The organism is Duganella flavida, from assembly GCF_009857445.1.
Lineage (GTDB): Bacteria > Pseudomonadota > Gammaproteobacteria > Burkholderiales > Burkholderiaceae_D > Rugamonas > Rugamonas flavida.
The window spans coordinates 1-16,596 of sequence record NZ_WWCN01000033.1; the positions used below are offsets into that span (position 1 = coordinate 1).

At 59.4% G+C, this 16,596-nt stretch carries 20 protein-coding genes; 18 read left to right on the top strand and 2 right to left on the bottom strand.

Annotated features, from left to right (window positions below):
• Positions 1–82 precede the first annotated feature (82 nt).
• Positions 83–808 (bottom strand): SAM-dependent methyltransferase, encoded by a 726-nt coding sequence (locus GTP46_RS28575; RefSeq protein ID WP_161010031.1) that lies wholly within the window; start codon positions 806–808, stop codon positions 83–85.
• 3 nt (positions 809–811) lie between these two features.
• Positions 812–1,402, bottom strand: coding sequence for a Maf family nucleotide pyrophosphatase (locus GTP46_RS28580; protein WP_161010032.1), 591 nt, complete (start codon positions 1,400–1,402; stop codon positions 812–814).
• A gap of 135 nt (positions 1,403–1,537) precedes the next feature.
• Between GTP46_RS28580 and GTP46_RS28585 the strand changes: the two genes are divergently transcribed.
• From GTP46_RS28585 to era, 18 genes are all read left to right on the top strand, one after another.
• Entirely contained in the window at positions 1,538–2,035 is a 498-nt protein-coding gene (locus GTP46_RS28585) for a YceD family protein (protein ID WP_161010033.1), read from the top strand.
• Between the two features lie 142 nt (positions 2,036–2,177).
• On the top strand, positions 2,178–2,360 hold the full coding sequence (gene rpmF, locus GTP46_RS28590; RefSeq protein ID WP_008449924.1) for a 50S ribosomal protein L32: 183 nt from the start codon (positions 2,178–2,180) through the stop codon (positions 2,358–2,360).
• A 147-nt stretch (positions 2,361–2,507) separates the two neighbouring features.
• Positions 2,508–3,569 (top strand): phosphate acyltransferase PlsX, encoded by a 1,062-nt coding sequence (plsX, locus tag GTP46_RS28595; protein WP_161010034.1) that lies wholly within the window; start codon positions 2,508–2,510, stop codon positions 3,567–3,569.
• Between the two features lie 16 nt (positions 3,570–3,585).
• A complete protein-coding gene (locus GTP46_RS28600; RefSeq protein ID WP_161010035.1) occupies positions 3,586–4,569 on the top strand; it encodes a beta-ketoacyl-ACP synthase III in 984 nt (327 codons plus the stop codon).
• Between the two features lie 99 nt (positions 4,570–4,668).
• The gene (fabD, locus tag GTP46_RS28605) at positions 4,669–5,604 is read left to right on the top strand and encodes an ACP S-malonyltransferase (RefSeq protein ID WP_161010036.1); all 936 of its coding nucleotides are present in this window, start codon (positions 4,669–4,671) and stop codon (positions 5,602–5,604) included.
• Positions 5,605–5,652: 48 nt separating this feature from the next.
• On the top strand, positions 5,653–6,399 hold the full coding sequence (gene fabG, locus GTP46_RS28610; protein WP_161010037.1) for a 3-oxoacyl-ACP reductase FabG: 747 nt from the start codon (positions 5,653–5,655) through the stop codon (positions 6,397–6,399).
• A 143-nt stretch (positions 6,400–6,542) separates the two neighbouring features.
• A complete protein-coding gene (gene acpP / locus GTP46_RS28615; RefSeq protein WP_055936274.1) occupies positions 6,543–6,782 on the top strand; it encodes an acyl carrier protein in 240 nt (79 codons plus the stop codon).
• Positions 6,783–6,812: 30 nt separating this feature from the next.
• Positions 6,813–8,060, top strand: coding sequence for a beta-ketoacyl-ACP synthase II (gene fabF / locus GTP46_RS28620; RefSeq protein ID WP_161010038.1), 1,248 nt, complete (start codon positions 6,813–6,815; stop codon positions 8,058–8,060).
• A 148-nt stretch (positions 8,061–8,208) separates the two neighbouring features.
• A complete protein-coding gene (locus GTP46_RS28625; RefSeq protein ID WP_503826659.1) occupies positions 8,209–8,634 on the top strand; it encodes a protein YgfX in 426 nt (141 codons plus the stop codon).
• A gap of 71 nt (positions 8,635–8,705) precedes the next feature.
• On the top strand, positions 8,706–9,308 hold the full coding sequence (gene rpoE, locus GTP46_RS28630) for an RNA polymerase sigma factor RpoE (RefSeq protein ID WP_161010040.1): 603 nt from the start codon (positions 8,706–8,708) through the stop codon (positions 9,306–9,308).
• A 72-nt stretch (positions 9,309–9,380) separates the two neighbouring features.
• Positions 9,381–9,653: a sigma-E factor negative regulatory protein gene (locus tag GTP46_RS28635; RefSeq protein ID WP_161010041.1), complete on the top strand. Its 273-nt coding sequence runs from the start codon at positions 9,381–9,383 to the stop codon at positions 9,651–9,653.
• 201 nt (positions 9,654–9,854) lie between these two features.
• On the top strand, positions 9,855–11,261 hold the full coding sequence (locus GTP46_RS28640) for a DegQ family serine endoprotease (RefSeq protein ID WP_371869787.1): 1,407 nt from the start codon (positions 9,855–9,857) through the stop codon (positions 11,259–11,261).
• Positions 11,262–11,267: 6 nt separating this feature from the next.
• Complete coding sequence (locus tag GTP46_RS28645; RefSeq protein ID WP_161010042.1) at positions 11,268–11,546, top strand: glutaredoxin family protein; 279 nt, start codon at positions 11,268–11,270, stop codon at positions 11,544–11,546.
• A 117-nt stretch (positions 11,547–11,663) separates the two neighbouring features.
• Positions 11,664–13,457 (top strand): translation elongation factor 4, encoded by a 1,794-nt coding sequence (gene lepA, locus GTP46_RS28650; protein ID WP_161010043.1) that lies wholly within the window; start codon positions 11,664–11,666, stop codon positions 13,455–13,457.
• Positions 13,454–14,371 (top strand): signal peptidase I, encoded by a 918-nt coding sequence (gene lepB, locus GTP46_RS28655; RefSeq protein WP_161010044.1) that lies wholly within the window; start codon positions 13,454–13,456, stop codon positions 14,369–14,371. The genes lepA and lepB overlap by 4 nt, the downstream gene beginning before the upstream one ends.
• 28 nt (positions 14,372–14,399) lie before the next feature.
• A complete protein-coding gene (locus GTP46_RS28660) occupies positions 14,400–14,768 on the top strand; it encodes a DUF4845 domain-containing protein (RefSeq protein ID WP_161010045.1) in 369 nt (122 codons plus the stop codon).
• 9 nt (positions 14,769–14,777) lie between these two features.
• Positions 14,778–15,566 carry a ribonuclease III gene (gene rnc, locus GTP46_RS28665; protein ID WP_161010046.1) on the top strand — a complete coding sequence of 263 codons (789 nt, stop codon included), beginning with the start codon at positions 14,778–14,780 and terminating at the stop codon, positions 15,564–15,566.
• A gap of 12 nt (positions 15,567–15,578) precedes the next feature.
• Entirely contained in the window at positions 15,579–16,484 is a 906-nt protein-coding gene (era, locus tag GTP46_RS28670) for a GTPase Era (protein ID WP_161010047.1), read from the top strand.
• Positions 16,485–16,596 lie beyond the last annotated feature (112 nt).

Consider the following 16,596-nt stretch of genomic DNA (forward strand, 5'->3'; position numbering starts at 1 on the left):
GTTCTGCCAATCGGACACGAGCTCCGCCGTAGCGGCCGCTACGGCGGAGCTCGTGTCCGATTGGCAGAACTGACCCCGAATTTTACTGGCCGAGGAGCAGGAACACGGTCGGCTTTTTGTGGAAGTCCGGCGCAGGCGCGCTTTTCCACTGCGCTGCCGTCATGGTGCGGATGGTTTCGCTTGGCAGGCTGAGGTCGGTCGCTACGCACACCAGCGTACCTGGCGTGCAGGACGTCACCAAGGCTTCCAGCATGGCCGCATTGCGATACGGCGTCTCGATAAACAGCTGCGTCTGCTTTTCCTTGCGAGAGCGCTGTTCCAGTTCCTTGATGCGCTTGTCGCGCTGGCCGGCATCGGTCGGCAGGTAGCCGTTGAAGGCGAAGCTCTGGCCGTTCAGGCCGCTCGCCATCACGGCCAGCAGCAGCGATGACGGGCCCACCAGCGGCCGCACCGGAATCTGGTGCTGGTGCGCCAGGCGCACCAGGTCCGCGCCCGGATCGGCCACCGCCGGCACCCCCGCTTCCGACACCAGCCCGCCATCTTGCCCCGCCAGCAGCGGCGCCAGCAGGTCGTTCAGCGCGGCCGCCGGCGTGTTCACGTTCAACTCGGCGATTTTGATTTCCTGCATGGTCTTGCGCAGCGGATGCTGGGCGCCGACCAGTTTCAGGAAGGCGCGCGCAGTCTTGGCGTTTTCGGCCACAAAATAGTCGAGCTGCGAGGTGATGCGCTGCACCTGCTCAGGCAGCACGTTGGCGAGCGCTTCGGTCTCGCCCAGGGTGTTCGGGATTAAAAAGAGAGTGCCGGTCATGATTTAGTTCTTGAAAAAGGTAACGCCAAGGTTGCGCAGCATGCCTGTCAGCGCGATTAATGGCAAGCCGGTGAGGGCGGTCGGGTCGCTGCTGTCGATGCGCTCCAGGATGGTGATGCCCAGCGCTTCGTTCTTGGCGCTGCCGGCGCAATCGTAGGGCTGCTCGATGCGCAGGTAGGCATTCAGTTCCTCGTCCGGCAGGTCGCGGAACTTCACCACCGTCTGGATATTCTCGACTTGCGCAGTGTTGTTGCGGCCATCCCACACGCACAGTGCGGTGTGAAAGATGACTTCGCGGCCGCGCATTTTCTGCAATTGCGCCAGCGCGTTGGCATGGTTGCCAGGTTTGCCGATTTGTTCATCATCCAGCGTGGCGACCTGGTCCGAGCCGATTACGATCGCGCCGGGCCGCTTGGCAGCCACGGCGGCGGCCTTTTCGCGGGCCAGTCGCAGGGCGGTGGCGCTGGGCGTTTCGCCCGGCTGCGGAGTCTCGTCGATGTCGGGCACGGCCACCTCAAACGGCAATTGCAGGCGCGACAGTAATGTTTTGCGATAGGCGGAACTGGATGCCAGTACGAGTAAACTTGATGTCATGAGGGGAATGTTATATGCTCTGTCGCCGGCCAAAGTGGCTGACGCCAGCGATAAAAAAGCGCCAAAATGCGCTAAGGTTTTGACTTAAATGCGAAAACCCTGTTATTATCGCAGGTTTTCCGGGGAAACTCTGTAATGAATGCTCTTGTGATCGACACCTTTGAGTTCTGTCGGACCAACAGCAGCCAGCAAGGCGTCACGCCTGTGGCCGATATGGTCCGCCTGGCTAAGGAATGCGCGGACAAGTCCGGCGAAATTACCTGGAACGCAGTAGGCACGACCCACAAGCTGGATATTCCGCAGATTACGCTGTCGGTTTCCGGTAATGTGCACCTGGTCTGCCAGCGCTGCCTGCAGCCTTACGCTCACCACCTCGATTCGTCGACCGTGCTGATGCTGGGTAAGGATGATGCGGACGCAGACGCAATTGAAGAACGAATTGACGACGAATCGATCGATGTGATCGTCGGCAGTCGCAGCATGGAACTGATGTACCTGGTGGAGGATGAAGCGCTGCTGGCCTTGCCGCAATCGCCGCGTCATCAAGTCTGCCCGGATGCCAGCCTGCTGGACAAAGCGAAAAGCGAGAAGATCTCGCCGTTCGATGCTCTGAAGAGCCTCAAATCCGAATAAGTAGTACGTAACAGACGTGTCAGAACGCGTGTTTATCGAGTCTTGGCAAGTTAGCAGTGCAATGTAGTAGGGCTCGATCCGCATGTTTTATGCCGGTCGATTGTGTTAGAATTTTAGAACTTATGTATTAGGAGTCATTAACATGGCAGTTCAACAGAACAAGAAGTCCCCATCGAAGCGCGGTATGCACCGTTCGCACGATTTCCTGGTTGCTCCACAACTGGGCATCGAGCCAACCACCGGTGAAACCCACCTGCGTCACCACATCAGCCCTAACGGCTTTTACCGTGGTCGTAAAGTCCTGAAAACCAAAAACGACGAGTAATCGATCGCTTTTGCTGGACCCAGAAACAGGCGGTGCTGACTTGTGTAGCATCGCTTTTTCTTTTTTCATCGGCTGCAATTTGGTTTTGCACACCGTCATGTTCCAACGCGGATTCCGGATGTTGCGGTTCTGCCGCTTGCCATAACAATGACAATCAAAATTTCTATCGACTGCATGGGTGGCGATCACGGCCCCTCGGTCACCATTCCCGCAGCAATCTCCTTCGTCAAACGTGAACCTGACGCCGAACTGGTTTTGGTCGGTCTCGAAGACGTCATCCGCGCTGAACTGAAGAAGCACCATGCCGACGCGCACCCGCGTCTGAGCGTTGTGCACGCCTCCGAACAAGTCACCATGGACGATCCACTGGAAGTGGCGCTGCGCCGCAAGAAGGATTCGTCGATGCGCGTCGCCATCGAACAAGTGAAAGACGGCAAGGCCCAGGCCTCCGTCTCGGCCGGCAATACCGGCGCGCTGATGGCGGTCGCCCGCTACGTGCTGAAGACCATGAGCGGTGTCGACCGCCCGGCGATTTGCAGCATCATGCCGAATCAAAAAGGCGGCCCGACCTATATGCTGGACCTGGGCGCCAACGTCGACTGCGAACCGCACCACTTGCACCAGTTTGCCATCATGGGCTCGGTGCTGGTATCGGCCATGGAAAACATTGAGCGCCCGACCATCGGCCTGCTCAACGTGGGCACCGAGGACATCAAGGGTAACGACGTGGTCAAAGCCACCAGCAAGCTGCTGCAGGTCGACCATGAGCGTGGCGCGCTCAACTTCTACGGCAACGTTGAAGGCAACGATATCTTCAAAGGCACTACCGACCTGGTGGTGTGCGACGGCTTTACTGGCAACGTTACGCTGAAGGCAGTGGAGGGCGTTGCGCGCTTCTTCGCTGACACCGTCAAGTCCGAATTCACCCGCAATCCGCTGACCATCCTCAGTGCTCTGATCGGTCGCGGCGCCCTGAACAACATCAAAAAACGCCTGTCGCCATCGCGTTACAACGGTGCCAGTTTGCTGGGTTTGCGTGGCCTGGTGTTCAAGAGCCATGGCGGCGCCGATGCATATTCCTTTGAATGGGCGATCAAGCGAGCGTATGATGCTGCAAAAAATGACGTGTTGCCGCATATCTCGACCCTGATCACTGAGCTCATGCCGCGCAACACCGAGACCCCGGAAGTACCAAGCTCAACTATTTAGTGGACGGTAGAACGGCATGACTTTGTATAGCAAAATTATCGGCACCGGCAGCTATCTGCCGGAAAAGCGGGTGACCAACCAGGCACTGGCTGATCAACTCGCTGCAAAAGGCATTGAAACTTCGGACGAGTGGATCGTCAGCCGCAGCGGTATCGCGGCGCGTCACTTTGCCGCGCCTGAGCAGAAATCGTCGGACCTGGCGGTGAATGCTGCCAACAACGCGCTGGCCATGGCTGGCTTGCAGCCTAACGATATCGACCTGATCATCGTTGCCAGCTCGACGCCGGATTTCTTCGGCAGCTTCCCAAGCACTGCCTGCATCGTGCAGCAAAAGCTGGGCATTACCAACAACGGCGCTGCCGTGGACGTGCAAGCCGTGTGCAGCGGCTTCGTGTACGCACTGTCGACCGCTGACGCTTTCATCCGCGCTGGCGTGCACAAGAATGTGCTGGTGATTGGTTCGGAAGTGTTCTCCCGTATTCTCGATTTCAAAGACCGCACCACCTGCGTGCTGTTCGGCGATGGCGCTGGCGCCGTGGTGCTGACTGCCTCGCAAGAGCCGGGCATCCTGTCCACCGCCTTGCACGCGGACGGTAGCCAGTCGAGCATTCTGTGCATGCCGAACACCTTTAGCGGTGCGACTGCCGGCGAGGCTTATCTGTACATGGACGGCCCGGCAGTGTTCAAGCTGGCGGTATCGGTACTGGCAAAAGTCGCTGATGAAGCGCTGGAAAAAGCCGGCATGAAAGCAGAGCAGATCGACTGGCTGATCCCGCACCAGGCCAACCTGCGCATCATGAGCGGCACCGCCAAGAAGCTGGGCCTGCCGATGGAAAAGATGGTGGTGACCGTCGACCAGCATGGCAATACCTCGGCCGCATCGATCCCGCTGGCGCTGGATGCCGCTGTGCGCGATGGCCGCGTCAAGCCGGGCCAGAACATCATGATGGAAGGCGTGGGTGGTGGCTTTACCTGGGGCGCCGTTCTGGCAAAGTTTTAAGCTGAATTAGAATTAGAGTTCTAACGGACTCAACGGTAGCGGGGCTGTCATGTTTGCATGTTAGCTTTGCAGCCAATAATAAAAGAGATGGATGAAGTTATGACTAAATTTGCTTTTGTATTTCCAGGCCAGGGTTCGCAAGCGATTGCGATGATGGAAGGCTTTGCCGGTAACCCAGTGGTGGCGCAGACTATTGCTGAAGCTTCGGACGCGCTGCAGTTCGACCTCGGCAAGCTGATGGCCGAAGGCCCGAAAGAAGAGCTGGACCTGACCACCAACACCCAGCCGGTCATGCTGACTGCTGGCGTTGCTGCCTACCGCGCATGGGTCGCCGCTGGCGGCGCCGTGCCGTCGGTGGTGGCTGGCCACAGCCTGGGCGAATACTCGGCGCTGGTCGCGGCCGGCGTGATCTCGTTCAAGGATGCGGTGCCGCTGGTGCGCTTCCGCGCGCAAGCCATGCAGGAAGCCGTGCCGGTTGGCCAAGGCACCATGGCTGTCGTGCTGGGCTTGTCGGACGACGACGTCCGTGCTGCCTGTGCTGAAGCTGCCGCTGCTGGTGGCGTGGTCGAGGCTGTAAACTTCAACGCGCCTGCGCAAGTGGTCATCGCTGGCGAGACCGCCGCCGTTGAGCGCGCCTGCGAAATCGCCAAAGGCAAAGGCGCCAAGCGCGCCATGCGCCTGCCGGTGTCGGCGCCATTCCACTCGTCGTTGCTGAAGCCGGCGTCGGATCGCCTGCGCGACTACCTGGCCGACATCACTTTCTCGGCGCCGCAGATCCAGCTGATCAACAACGTTGACGTGGCTGTGCTGAACGACCCGGCCTCGATCAAGGATGCGCTGGTACGTCAGGCCGCAGCACCAGTACGCTGGGTAGAAACCGTGCAGAAGATGGGTGCCGAAGGCATCACCAAGCTGGTAGAGTGCGGTCCGGGTAAGGTGCTGATGGGCCTCACCAAGCGTATCGACGGCAACCTGGTGGGCGACGCGATTGTTGATCAGGCGACGCTGGAACGCGTATTGAGCGAACTCAAATAATCGCCCGCGTATTCAGGCACACTCGGAATTTACTGTAGAAGGACTTACATGACTTTAGCAAATCAAGTCGCCCTGGTAACGGGCGCATCGCGCGGCATCGGCAAGGCCATTGCACAAGAACTGGCACGCCAGGGCGCGAAAGTAATCGGCACCGCCACCACCGAAGCCGGCGCGGAAGCGATTTCCGCCTACCTGGCCGAGATTGGTGCGGAAGCGGGCAAGGGCATGGTACTGAACGTGACCAACGCCGAAGCCTGCGCTGCCATCATCGACGACATCAGCAAAACCTACGGCGCCGTTGGCATCCTGGTCAACAACGCTGGCATCACCCAGGACAACCTGGCGATGCGCATGAAAGATGAAGAATGGGATAGCGTCATCGCTACCAACCTGAGCTCGGTCGGCCGCCTGTCGCGCGCCGTCCTGCGCGGCATGATGAAGGCCAAGACTGGCCGCATCATCAACATCACTTCGGTGGTGGCTTCGTCGGGCAATCCGGGCCAGATCAACTACGCCGCTGCCAAAGCCGGCGTGGAAGGCATGACCCGCGCGCTGGCGCGTGAAATCGGCAGCCGCAACATCACCGTCAATAGCGTGGCGCCGGGCTTTATCGACACCGACATGACCAAGGCGCTGGGTGAAGACCAGCACGCCGCCTTGCTGACCCAGATTCCGCTGGCACGCCTCGGCAAGCCAGAGGACATCGCTGCAGCAGTCGCCTTCCTGGCGTCGCCGCAAGCCGCTTATATTACCGGCACCACCCTCCACGTGAATGGCGGTATGTATATGAACTGATGAGAATGGGCTTAAAATAAAGCCCATTCAAATCTTTTAGTAGTAATTTCAATGTAGTTAGCATCACACACTGAAATTAGTTTTTCAGCGCGCAAACCTGATAAAATGCGCGCTTTCCGTAACAAACAAAATGGAGCCATAACATGTCGGATATCGAACAACGCGTAAAGAAAATCGTCGCTGAACAACTGGGCGTCGCCGAAGCAGACATCAAAACCGAATCGTCGTTCGTTGACGATCTGGGCGCTGACTCGCTGGACACCGTCGAGCTGGTAATGGCACTGGAAGACGAATTCGAAATGGAAATCCCTGACGAACAAGCAGAGAAAATCACCACCGTGCAGCAAGCGATCGACTACGCTACCGCTCACGTCAAGGCGTAATACCTGCCCGATCGACTTTAGGAGAATCGCTTGAGAGGTTCTAAAAACCGTCGTGTTGTCGTTACCGGCCTGGGCGCCGTATCCCCGATTGGCAATAACATTGCCGACACCTGGGCTGCAGCGCTGGAGGGCAAATCCGGTATCGCCAACATCACCAAGTTTGACGCAACAGCTTTCAGCACCCGCTTTGCCGGCGAAGTCAAAGGCTTCAATATCGAGAACTATATCTCGGCTAAAGAAGCTCGCCATATGGATACTTTCATCCATTTCGGCATGGCAGCCAGCATTCAGGCGGTGGAAGACTCGGGCCTGGTCGTCACCGAAGCGAACGCCGACCGTATCGGCGTGATCGTCGGTTCCGGCATCGGCGGCTTGCCGATGATCGAAGAACAGAAGGAAGACTACGACAAGCGCGGTCCGCGCCGTATCTCGCCGTTCTTCGTGCCTGCCTCGATCATCAATATGATCTCGGGTAACCTGTCGATCAAGTACGGCATGCGTGGTCCTAACCTGTCGATCGTCACGGCTTGCACCACCGGCCTGCACTGCATCGGCGCCGCCGCTCGCTTGATCGAGTACGGCGATGCTGATGTGATGGTGGCAGGTGGCGCTGAGTCGACCGTGTCGCCGCTGGGCCTGGGCGGTTTCGCCTCGGCCAAGGCGCTGTCGTCCCGTAATGACGATCCGGCTGCTGCATCCCGTCCATGGGATCAGGACCGCGATGGTTTCGTGCTGGGCGAAGGCGCTGGTGTGATGGTGCTCGAAGAGTACGAACACGCCAAAGCGCGCGGCGCCAAGATCTACGCTGAAGTGGTTGGCTTTGGTATGAGCGCGGATGCGTATCACATGACCTCGCCTCTGGAAGATGGCAGCGGTGGCAGCAAGTCGGCGCAAGCCGCGCTGGCCAACGCCGGTATCAATCCAGACCAGGTGCAGTATGTGAATGCGCACGGCACCTCGACGCCGCAAGGCGACGTGGCGGAAGTGCAGGGCATCAAGCGCACTTTCGGCGCTCACGCTAAAAAGCTGGTGGTCAATTCGACCAAGTCGATGACCGGCCACTTGCTGGGCGGCGCAGGCGGCCTGGAGTCGGTGTTCACGGTGCTGGCGGTGCATCATCAAAAATCGCCGCCGACCATTAACATCGTCAACCAGGATCCAAACTGCGACCTGGACTTCTGTGCCAACGTGGCCCGCGATATGAAGATCGAGTATGCAGTGAAAAACTCGTTCGGCTTTGGCGGTACCAACGGTAGCCTGGTGTTCGGTAAGATCTGAAAATAGTTTGAACCAATTCTCTGCTCGCCTTGTCCAAACAAGGTGAGCGAGAATTCGGCGCCGGCGCTCGCTGGCGCCTGAATTGCCCGGCCTTCGTGCCGGCGCTTCCACGATGTAATCCCCTTTGTGTTTGTTTGGTGCTGCCGCCATGTCGATTGCGGTGTCCGTCGTCGCTCGCCCCTCGTCCTGCTTGCGTATTGCGCATGCCGGCTTGTGCTGTTGCGTGATGGCGTCTGCCGCGTTTTGTCCCGGTGTTGTGACGCCGTTGTTGTGCTTGCTGTTGGGCGCGCTGGGTTGGTGGGTCGGGCGCTTGCCAGGTATTGCACGCCAGCTTGATATATCCGGTGTCGGCCACCTGCGGCTGGCGGTATACCTGCATAACGGCACCACGCTGCGCTTGCTGGGTGGTTCGACCTTTTGGCCGTGCCTGCTGGTGCTGCGTCTGGGTGATGAAGCCGGTAGCGTGCAGACGCTGGTGCTGTTGCCGGATAGCGTGGCGCCACCCCTGTGGCGCGCGCTGGCCGTGGCATGCCGCACGGCAGCGCGCGCCCAAATAAACACGCCGGCAGGTTGAACTTCTTGCAGCGGGCTAACTCTATAGCATATGGCTAGACGAATCGCTGCAGGCCACCGAGGAATGCGGTAGTGACGACAGAACGCGAGTGCGACCAGTTGCTGGTCGAGCGGGTCCGCGATGGTGACAAGCAGGCATTTGATTTGCTGGTGGCGAAGTATCAGCGCCGGCTCATGCGCCTGCTGTCGCGCATTGTGCATGACCCGGCTGAGGCGGAGGACGTGGTGCAGGAAACCTTTATCAAGGCCTACCGGGCGTTGCGGCATTTTCGTGGCGATTCGGCTTTCTACACCTGGCTGTACCGCATCGGCATCAACACTGCCAAAAACTTTTTGGCGACGCAGGGGCGGCGTACGCCCACGTCTACCGACGCGGATGCCGAACACGCCGAAGCGTTTAACGATGGCGAGCATTTGCGCGACATCAATACGCCAGAGTCCATGCTGGCCAGCAAACAGATCGCCCAAACCGTGAATGCGGCGATGGATTCCTTGCCGGTTGACTTGCGCACTGCCATTGCCCTGCGCGAGATCGAGGGGCTGAGCTATGAGGAAATTTCCGACATCATGGCCTGTCCCATTGGTACTGTGCGTAGCCGGATCTTTCGCGCCCGCGAAGTCATCGCAGATAAATTGCGGCCTTTGCTCGACGTGCCGGTTGACAAGCGCTGGTAAGGCAGGAATGATGGCAAGAGCTGTTGGTGTCCGGAAAGGAATCGGACTGGATTTGACATGGCGGAATGCGCGATGGATACCCAAAAAAGACTGCACGAACACATCTCGGCGCTGGCCGACGGTGAATTGTCGGACAGCGAACGCGAGCTGGCCTTTGCTGCGCTCGATACGCCAGAAGGGCAGGCCGCCTGGTGTGCCTATCACCTGATCGGCGATGTACTGCGCAGCACGCCCGGCGGCGCGCCCAGCGATGGCTTCGAGGCCCGGCTGGCGGCCGCGCTCGACGCCGAGTCTGGCTTTCACTCCCTGCCTAAGGAACAAGCGGCAGCGGTGATTCTTCCCTAAGTAGCATATTCAAATTATTATTTTGCGCAGACGGTAGAGCGACTTTTCGCTTACCATGTGCTGTCGCACGCGCGCCACGGGCGAGGCGCTTGCATCCCGAACTTTTAGAGATCACTACTTTCCATGAAAAATAACTTCTCTGCTGGTAGTAAAACGCTGTCCGCGCTGGTGCTGGGCGCAAGCTTGTGGATGTCCCTGGGCATGTCGCCCGCTACGGCTGCCTCGGCCGTGACTGGCGCCGTGATCGGCTTGCCGGACTTTGCCGACCTGGTCGAGCGCGTCGGCCCGGCGGTGGTGAATATCCGCACTACCGAGCGTCCGAAACAAAGCAATCGCGCCAACGGCCTGCCGGGCGACGACGAGATGCAAGAGCTGCTGCGCCGCTTCTTCGGTGGCAATGTGCCGAGCCCGCAAGGCCGCACGCCGCGCCGCCAGACGCCGTCCGACGAGCCGGTGAACCGCGGCGTCGGTTCCGGTTTCATCCTGTCGGACGATGGCCATGTGCTGACCAATGCCCACGTGGTCGATGGTGCCGATGAAGTGTTCGTCACCCTGACCGACAAGCGCGAGTTCAAGGCCAAGGTGCTGGGCGCCGACGCCCGCACCGACGTGGCCGTCCTGAAAATCGAAGGCGACAAGCTGCCATTCCTGCTGATGGGTGATTCGGACAAGATCCGCGCCGGCGAGTGGGTGATTGCGATTGGCTCGCCGTTCAACCTGGAAAACACGGTCACCGCTGGCATCATCTCGGCCAAGGCACGCGATACTGGCGAGTACCTGCCACTGATCCAGAGCGATGTAGCGGTCAATCCGGGCAATTCGGGTGGCCCGCTGATCAATATGCGCGGCGAGGTGATTGGCATTAACTCGCAGATCGCCACGCTGTCGGGCGGCTCGAACGGCATTTCGTTTGCGGTGCCGATCAACGAAGCGATCCGCGTGTCGGACCAGCTGAAGAAATCCGGCAAGGTCACGCGCGGCCGCATAGGCGTGCAGATCGGCGAAGTCAGCAAGGAAGTGGCTGAGTCGCTGGGCCTGCCGTCGGCGCAGGGCGCGGAAGTGTCGCTGGTGGAGCCGGGCGGTCCGGCCGACAAGGCTGGGATCAAGTCGGGCGACATCATCCTGAAATTCAACGGCAAGCCGGTGGCGCGCTCGTCCGACCTGCCGCGCCTGGTGGGGGACACCGCGCTGGACAGCAAAGCGACCGTGACCTTGTGGCGCAAGGGCGCCGAGCTGACCCTGCCGGTGACGGTGGCCGAGCTGGACGGCGACAAGCCGGCCAAAGGTGGCAAGGGCAAGGGCGGCAAGGCCGAGCCGGAAGCCAAAAAGCCGAATGCACTGGGCTTGATCGTCAGCGACCTGAATGCCGATCAGAAGAAAGAGCTGGGCGTCAGCGGCGGCGTGGTGATTGAATCGGTGGAGGGCGTGGCGGCCGGCGCCCAGCTGGAAGAGGGCGACGTGCTGCTGCAGCTGAATAACACCGAGATCAAGGACGCCAAGCAGTTCAATGCGGCGGTGGCCAAGCTCGATCCGAAGAAGGCGTCGGTGCTGCTGGTGCGCCGTGAAGACAGCACGCGCTTCATCTCGCTGCGCCCAAGCGCGAAATAAGCCGTAGTGCAATTCACGCTTTATTCGCGCGATTATTGTCATTTATGTCATGACATGCTGGACGCGCTGCTGCGGCTGCAAACGCCGCAGCAGCCGTTCAGCGTCAACGTCATCGATATTGACCAGGCCGGCGATCCGGAACTGCTGGCCCGCTACGACGAGCTGGTGCCGGTGCTGTTTGCCGACCTTGCCGAGCCCGAACTGTGTCATTACTTCCTCGACGAAGACAAGGTCCGGGGTGTGCTCAATAAATTAAGTCGGCCTTTCCCCTCTGAAATCCGGTAAAATGCCGGGGGTATAAAATGTCTTCAAGGCGCTCGCCAGGGCACATTGCCCCGCTCAGAGCGCTTTTTTTGTATTGCGCCAGCCCGCGCGTCCCTCTTTGTTCTTGAATTTTTGTTAATGAATAACATACGTAATTTCTCCATCATCGCCCACATCGACCACGGCAAATCGACGCTGGCCGACCGCATCATCCAGCTGTGCGGCGGCCTGTCCGACCGCGAGATGGAGGCGCAAGTGCTCGATTCGATGGATCTGGAGCGCGAACGCGGCATTACGATCAAAGCGCAAACCGCCGCCCTGCAATACAAGGCCCGCGATGGCGTGGTCTACAACCTGAACCTGATTGATACCCCGGGCCACGTCGACTTCTCCTACGAAGTGTCGCGCTCGCTGTCGGCCTGCGAAGGCGCGCTGCTGGTGGTCGACGCCTCGCAAGGCGTAGAAGCCCAGACCGTGGCCAACTGCTACACCGCGCTGGATCTCGGCGTGGAAGTGGTGCCAGTGCTGAACAAGATCGACTTGCCTAACGCCGATCCACCAACCGCGATCAAGGAAATCGAAGACGTGATCGGCATTGAAGCCGGCGACGCCGTCCAGTGCTCGGCCAAGACCGGCCTGGGCGTGGAAGACGTGCTGGAATCGATCATCGCCAAAGTGCCGCCACCGAAGGGTGATCCGGCCGCGCCGCTGCAGGCGCTGATCGTTGACTCGTGGTACGACGCCTACGTGGGCGTGGTGATGCTGGTGCGCGTGGTAAACGGCACCCTGAAACCAAAAGAAAAAATCAAACTGATGGCCACCGACTCGGTGCAGCTGGTGGAAGACGTCGGCGTGTTCTCGCCGCGTTCGTTCTCGCTGCCGCAGCTGTCGGCGGGCCAGGTGGGCTTCGTCATCGCCGGCATCAAGGAATTGAAGGCCGCCAAGGTCGGCGACACCATCACCCACGCGCTGAATGGTGCGCCAGCACCGCTGCCAGGCTTCAAGGAAGTGCAGCCGCAGGTGTTCGCCGGCCTGTTCCCGGTCGAAGCCAACCAGTACGATTCGCTGCGCGACGCGCTGGAAAAACTGAAACTGAACGACGCCGCCCTGATGTACGAGCCGGAAGTGTCGCAGGCGCTGGGCTTCGGCTTCCGCTGCGGCTTCCTCGGCCTGCTGCACATGGAAATCGTGCAGGAACGCCTGGAGCGTGAGTTCGACCAGGACCTGATCACCACCGCGCCAACCGTGGTGTATGAAGTGGAAATGCGCGACGGCTCCGTCATCAAGGTGGACAACCCATCGCGCATGCCGGAAACCACCAAGTACAACGAAATCCGCGAGCCTATCGTCACCGTCAACCTGTACATGCCGCAAGAGTACGTGGGCTCGGTGATCACCCTGTGTATCGCCAAGCGCGGCGTGCAGATGGACATGAGCTACCACGGTCGTCAGGTCAAGCTGGTCTACGAAATGCCGATGGGCGAGATCGTGCTGGACTTCTTCGACAAGCTGAAGTCCACCTCGCGCGGCTACGCCTCGATGGACTATGAGTTCAAAGAGTACCGTTCCGCCGACGTGGTCAAGGTTGACATGCTGATCAACGGCGACAAGGTCGACGCGCTGGCCATCATCGTGCACCGCTCCAACTCGGCCTACCGTGGCCGCCAGGTGGCAGCGAAGATGCGCGAACTGATCCCGCGCCAGATGTTCGACGTGGCGATTCAGGCCGCCATCGGCGTCAACGTGATCTCGCGAGAAAACGTGAAAGCGCTGCGCAAAAACGTGCTGGCCAAGTGCTACGGCGGTGACGTCAGCCGTAAGAAGAAACTGCTGGAGAAACAAAAAGCCGGTAAAAAACGCATGAAGCAAGTGGGCTCGGTTGAGATTCCACAAGAAGCGTTCCTGGCCATCTTACAAGTGGACGAGAAATGAACCTGCAAGTCATCTTAGGTAACTTCGCATTAATCCTGTTCGTGCTGATGGTCATCACGGGCGTGATCTGGTTTCTGGATGTGTTCTACCTGGCCAAGCAGCGCCGCGCCGCAGCGGACCGCGCGCTGGCCGAGTACGACGCACGCAGTGCCCGCCTGACTGCCGACGGCATCAAGGCCGACAACACCGGCAACCGCGCCCAGCTGGAAGCAGGCATCCTGCGCCAGCCGACCTGGATCGAATACTCGGGCAGCTTCTTCCCGGTGATTGCGCTGGTGTTTTTCCTGCGCTCTTTCCTGTACGAGCCGTTCAAGATTCCATCGTCGTCGATGGTGCCGACCCTGCTGGTGGGTGACCTGATCCTCGTGAACAAGTTCACCTACGGCATCCGCCTGCCGGTGATCAACAAGAAAGTGATCCAGATCAACGACCCGCAACGCGGCGACGTGATGGTGTTCAAATATCCGCTGGATATGAGCCAGGATTACATCAAACGTGTGATCGGTGTGCCTGGTGATAAAATCACGTATGAAAACAAGCGCTTAACCGTCAACGGCGTCGAAGTTCAATACACCGCGATGGACGATTACCTCGATGACGAGCGATTGGTTTACCGCAAGCAATATCAGGAAAACCTGACTGGCATCAGTCATCGCATCCTGAACAATGCGGAAGAGCCAACCTATAAGCGCGACAGCGTGCTGGCTTTCCCGCAGAACGAGAATTGCACCTACCGTTATGAAGGCTTCACTTGTGTGGTTCCAGCAGGCAACTACTTCATGATGGGCGACAACCGCGACAACAGCGCGGACAGCCGCTACTGGGGCTTCGTGCCGGATAAGAACATTGTTGGAAAAGCATTTTTCGTTTGGATGAACCTGGGTAACCTGCGCCGTATCGGCGGCATCCATTAATCTGTGCGCTGGCTCGAAAGGGACTAAGATGCAACAACGGCAGGATGGTATTTCGCTGGTCGGACTGATCTTCGTATTGGCGCTGGTGGGCATGGTATTGGTGTTGGGGCTGAAAATCGTCCCGACTTACACCGAGTATCGCGCTATCCAGAACGCCATCGTGACGGCCAAGTCGGCTGGCTCGGTGGTGGAAATCCAGAAGTCGTTTGATGCCAGCGCCGTGGCCGGTTACATCAGCTCGATCAACAGCCGCGACCTGATCATTGAGAAGATCGATGGCCAGACCGAAATCAGCTTCGCCTACGAAAAGAAAATCCCGCTGGTCGGACCGGCCAGCCTGCTGCTTGAATATGAAGGCACCACCGTCAAGGGCGGCGCCAAACCCGCGAAAGAGTAAAGAATCATAATGAATCTCCAGTTATTGCAAACTCGTTTAAGCTACACGTTCCAGGATGCTGGTCTTCTACAGCAGGCCCTGACGCACCGTAGCCATAGCAGTGTGCATAACGAACGGCTGGAATTCCTCGGTGATTCGATCCTGAACTGCGTGGTCGCTTCCATCCTGTACGACCGCTATCTGGATATCGATGAGGGCGACCTGTCGCGCCTGCGCGCCAACCTGGTCAAGCAGCAGTCGCTGTTTGAAATCGCGCAGAAGCTGGAACTGTCGCAGTTCCTGCGCCTGGGCGAAGGCGAGCTGAAATCGGGCGGCTTCCGCCGTCCATCGATTCTGGCCGATACGCTGGAAGCGCTGCTGGGAGCGATCTACCTCGACGGTGGCTTCAACCACGCGCGCGACGTGATCCGCTCGTTCTACATCCCGATCCTGGATTCCGTTGACCCGCAAACGCTGGGCAAGGACGCCAAGACCCTGCTGCAGGAATTCCTGCAAGCGAAAAAAATCTCCCTGCCGCTGTACAACGTGATCGCCACCCATGGCGCTGCGCACAGCCAGGAATTCGAAATTGAATGCCTGGTGCCCAAGCTGGGCATTCAGGTATTTGGCCGTGGCGGCAGCCGCCGCGCCGGCGAACAGGCGGCCGCCAAGCTAGCCCTGGCCGCTGCTGAGCTGGCAGTGCAAAAAGCGCCTGCCGCCACCCGCAAGTCCAAGCCGCGCGCAGCGCAGCTCAAGCTGGCAGGCATCGCCACCGTGCAGGAACAGCCTGCATCGCCGGCCAAGGCCGCAAACAAATAACAAGAGAACACCATGACGACCGAAACGACCTCCGCCAGCAACTTCCGTTGCGGCTACATCGCTATTGTGGGCCGCCCTAACGTTGGCAAGTCCACGTTGATGAATACGCTGATCGGCGCCAAGGTCAGCATCACCTCGCGCAAGGCGCAGACCACGCGCCACCGCATCACCGGCATCCAGACTTACGACGATGCCCAGTTCATTTACGTTGATACGCCGGGCTTCCAGACCCGTCACGCCAATGCGCTGAACAAGACGCTGAACAAAACCGTCACCAACACCCTGATCTCGTCGGACGTGATTCTGTTCGTGATCGAGGCAGGCACCTTCGGCCCGGCCGACCAGCAAGTGCTGGACCTGCTGCCGACCGAAGTGCCGGTGATTTTGGTGATCAACAAGTCGGATCGCGTGAAGGACAAGGCCGCGCTGATGCCGTTCGCGCAGCAAGTGGCGTCCAAGTTCAACTTCGCTGCCATCGTGCCGGTATCGGCCAAGCTGCGCTTCCAGCTGGATGGCCTGGAAAAGGAACTGAAGAACATCCTACCGGAGAACGAAGCGATCTTCGGCGCGGACGACATTACCGACCGCTCCGAGAAATTCATGGCGTCGGAAATCGTGCGCGAGAAGCTGTTCCGCTTTGTTGGCGACGAACTGCCTTACACCAGTACGGTACTGATCGAGAAGTTCGAGCAGGAAGGTGAACTGCGCCGCGTGTTTGCCGCCATCCTGGTGGAGCGTGATACGCACAAGTCCATGATCATCGGGAACAAGGGCGCGCGCCTGAAAGAAGTCTCCACCCAGGCGCGCCTGGACATGGAAAAACTGTTCGGCGGTCCGGTGTACCTGGAGATCTGGGTCAAAGTGAAATCCGGCTGGGCCGATAACGAAGCAGGTCTGCGCGCCTACGGCTACGAGTAAGCGGGCCGCCCACACCAGCATGTCCACCACGCCAGACGCCACCTTGGACGCGCCGCCAGCAGCGGCGCCGGTGGACGCTGGCGCGCCTGCCGCCGCAGGCACCGCAGCCCCC

Excerpts from the sequence above, each read along its gene's own strand:
- GTP46_RS28575 (WP_161010031.1), bottom strand. The coding sequence starts at position 808 with ATGACCGGCACTCTCTTTTTAATCCCGAACACCCTGGGCGAGACCGAA.
- GTP46_RS28580 (WP_161010032.1), bottom strand. The coding sequence starts at position 1,402 with ATGACATCAAGTTTACTCGTACTGGCATCCAGTTCCGCCTATCGCAAA.
- GTP46_RS28585 (WP_161010033.1), top strand. The coding sequence starts at position 1,538 with ATGAATGCTCTTGTGATCGACACCTTTGAGTTCTGTCGGACCAACAGC.
- rpmF (WP_008449924.1), top strand. The coding sequence starts at position 2,178 with ATGGCAGTTCAACAGAACAAGAAGTCCCCATCGAAGCGCGGTATGCAC.
- plsX (WP_161010034.1), top strand. The coding sequence starts at position 2,508 with ATGACAATCAAAATTTCTATCGACTGCATGGGTGGCGATCACGGCCCC.
- GTP46_RS28600 (WP_161010035.1), top strand. The coding sequence starts at position 3,586 with ATGACTTTGTATAGCAAAATTATCGGCACCGGCAGCTATCTGCCGGAA.
- fabD (WP_161010036.1), top strand. The coding sequence starts at position 4,669 with ATGACTAAATTTGCTTTTGTATTTCCAGGCCAGGGTTCGCAAGCGATT.
- fabG (WP_161010037.1), top strand. The coding sequence starts at position 5,653 with ATGACTTTAGCAAATCAAGTCGCCCTGGTAACGGGCGCATCGCGCGGC.
- acpP (WP_055936274.1), top strand. The coding sequence starts at position 6,543 with ATGTCGGATATCGAACAACGCGTAAAGAAAATCGTCGCTGAACAACTG.
- GTP46_RS28625 (WP_503826659.1), top strand. The coding sequence starts at position 8,209 with ATGTCGATTGCGGTGTCCGTCGTCGCTCGCCCCTCGTCCTGCTTGCGT.
- GTP46_RS28635 (WP_161010041.1), top strand. The coding sequence starts at position 9,381 with ATGGATACCCAAAAAAGACTGCACGAACACATCTCGGCGCTGGCCGAC.
- GTP46_RS28640 (WP_371869787.1), top strand. The coding sequence starts at position 9,855 with ATGTCGCCCGCTACGGCTGCCTCGGCCGTGACTGGCGCCGTGATCGGC.
- lepA (WP_161010043.1), top strand. The coding sequence starts at position 11,664 with ATGAATAACATACGTAATTTCTCCATCATCGCCCACATCGACCACGGC.
- lepB (WP_161010044.1), top strand. The coding sequence starts at position 13,454 with ATGAACCTGCAAGTCATCTTAGGTAACTTCGCATTAATCCTGTTCGTG.
- GTP46_RS28660 (WP_161010045.1), top strand. The coding sequence starts at position 14,400 with ATGCAACAACGGCAGGATGGTATTTCGCTGGTCGGACTGATCTTCGTA.
- rnc (WP_161010046.1), top strand. The coding sequence starts at position 14,778 with ATGAATCTCCAGTTATTGCAAACTCGTTTAAGCTACACGTTCCAGGAT.
- era (WP_161010047.1), top strand. The coding sequence starts at position 15,579 with ATGACGACCGAAACGACCTCCGCCAGCAACTTCCGTTGCGGCTACATC.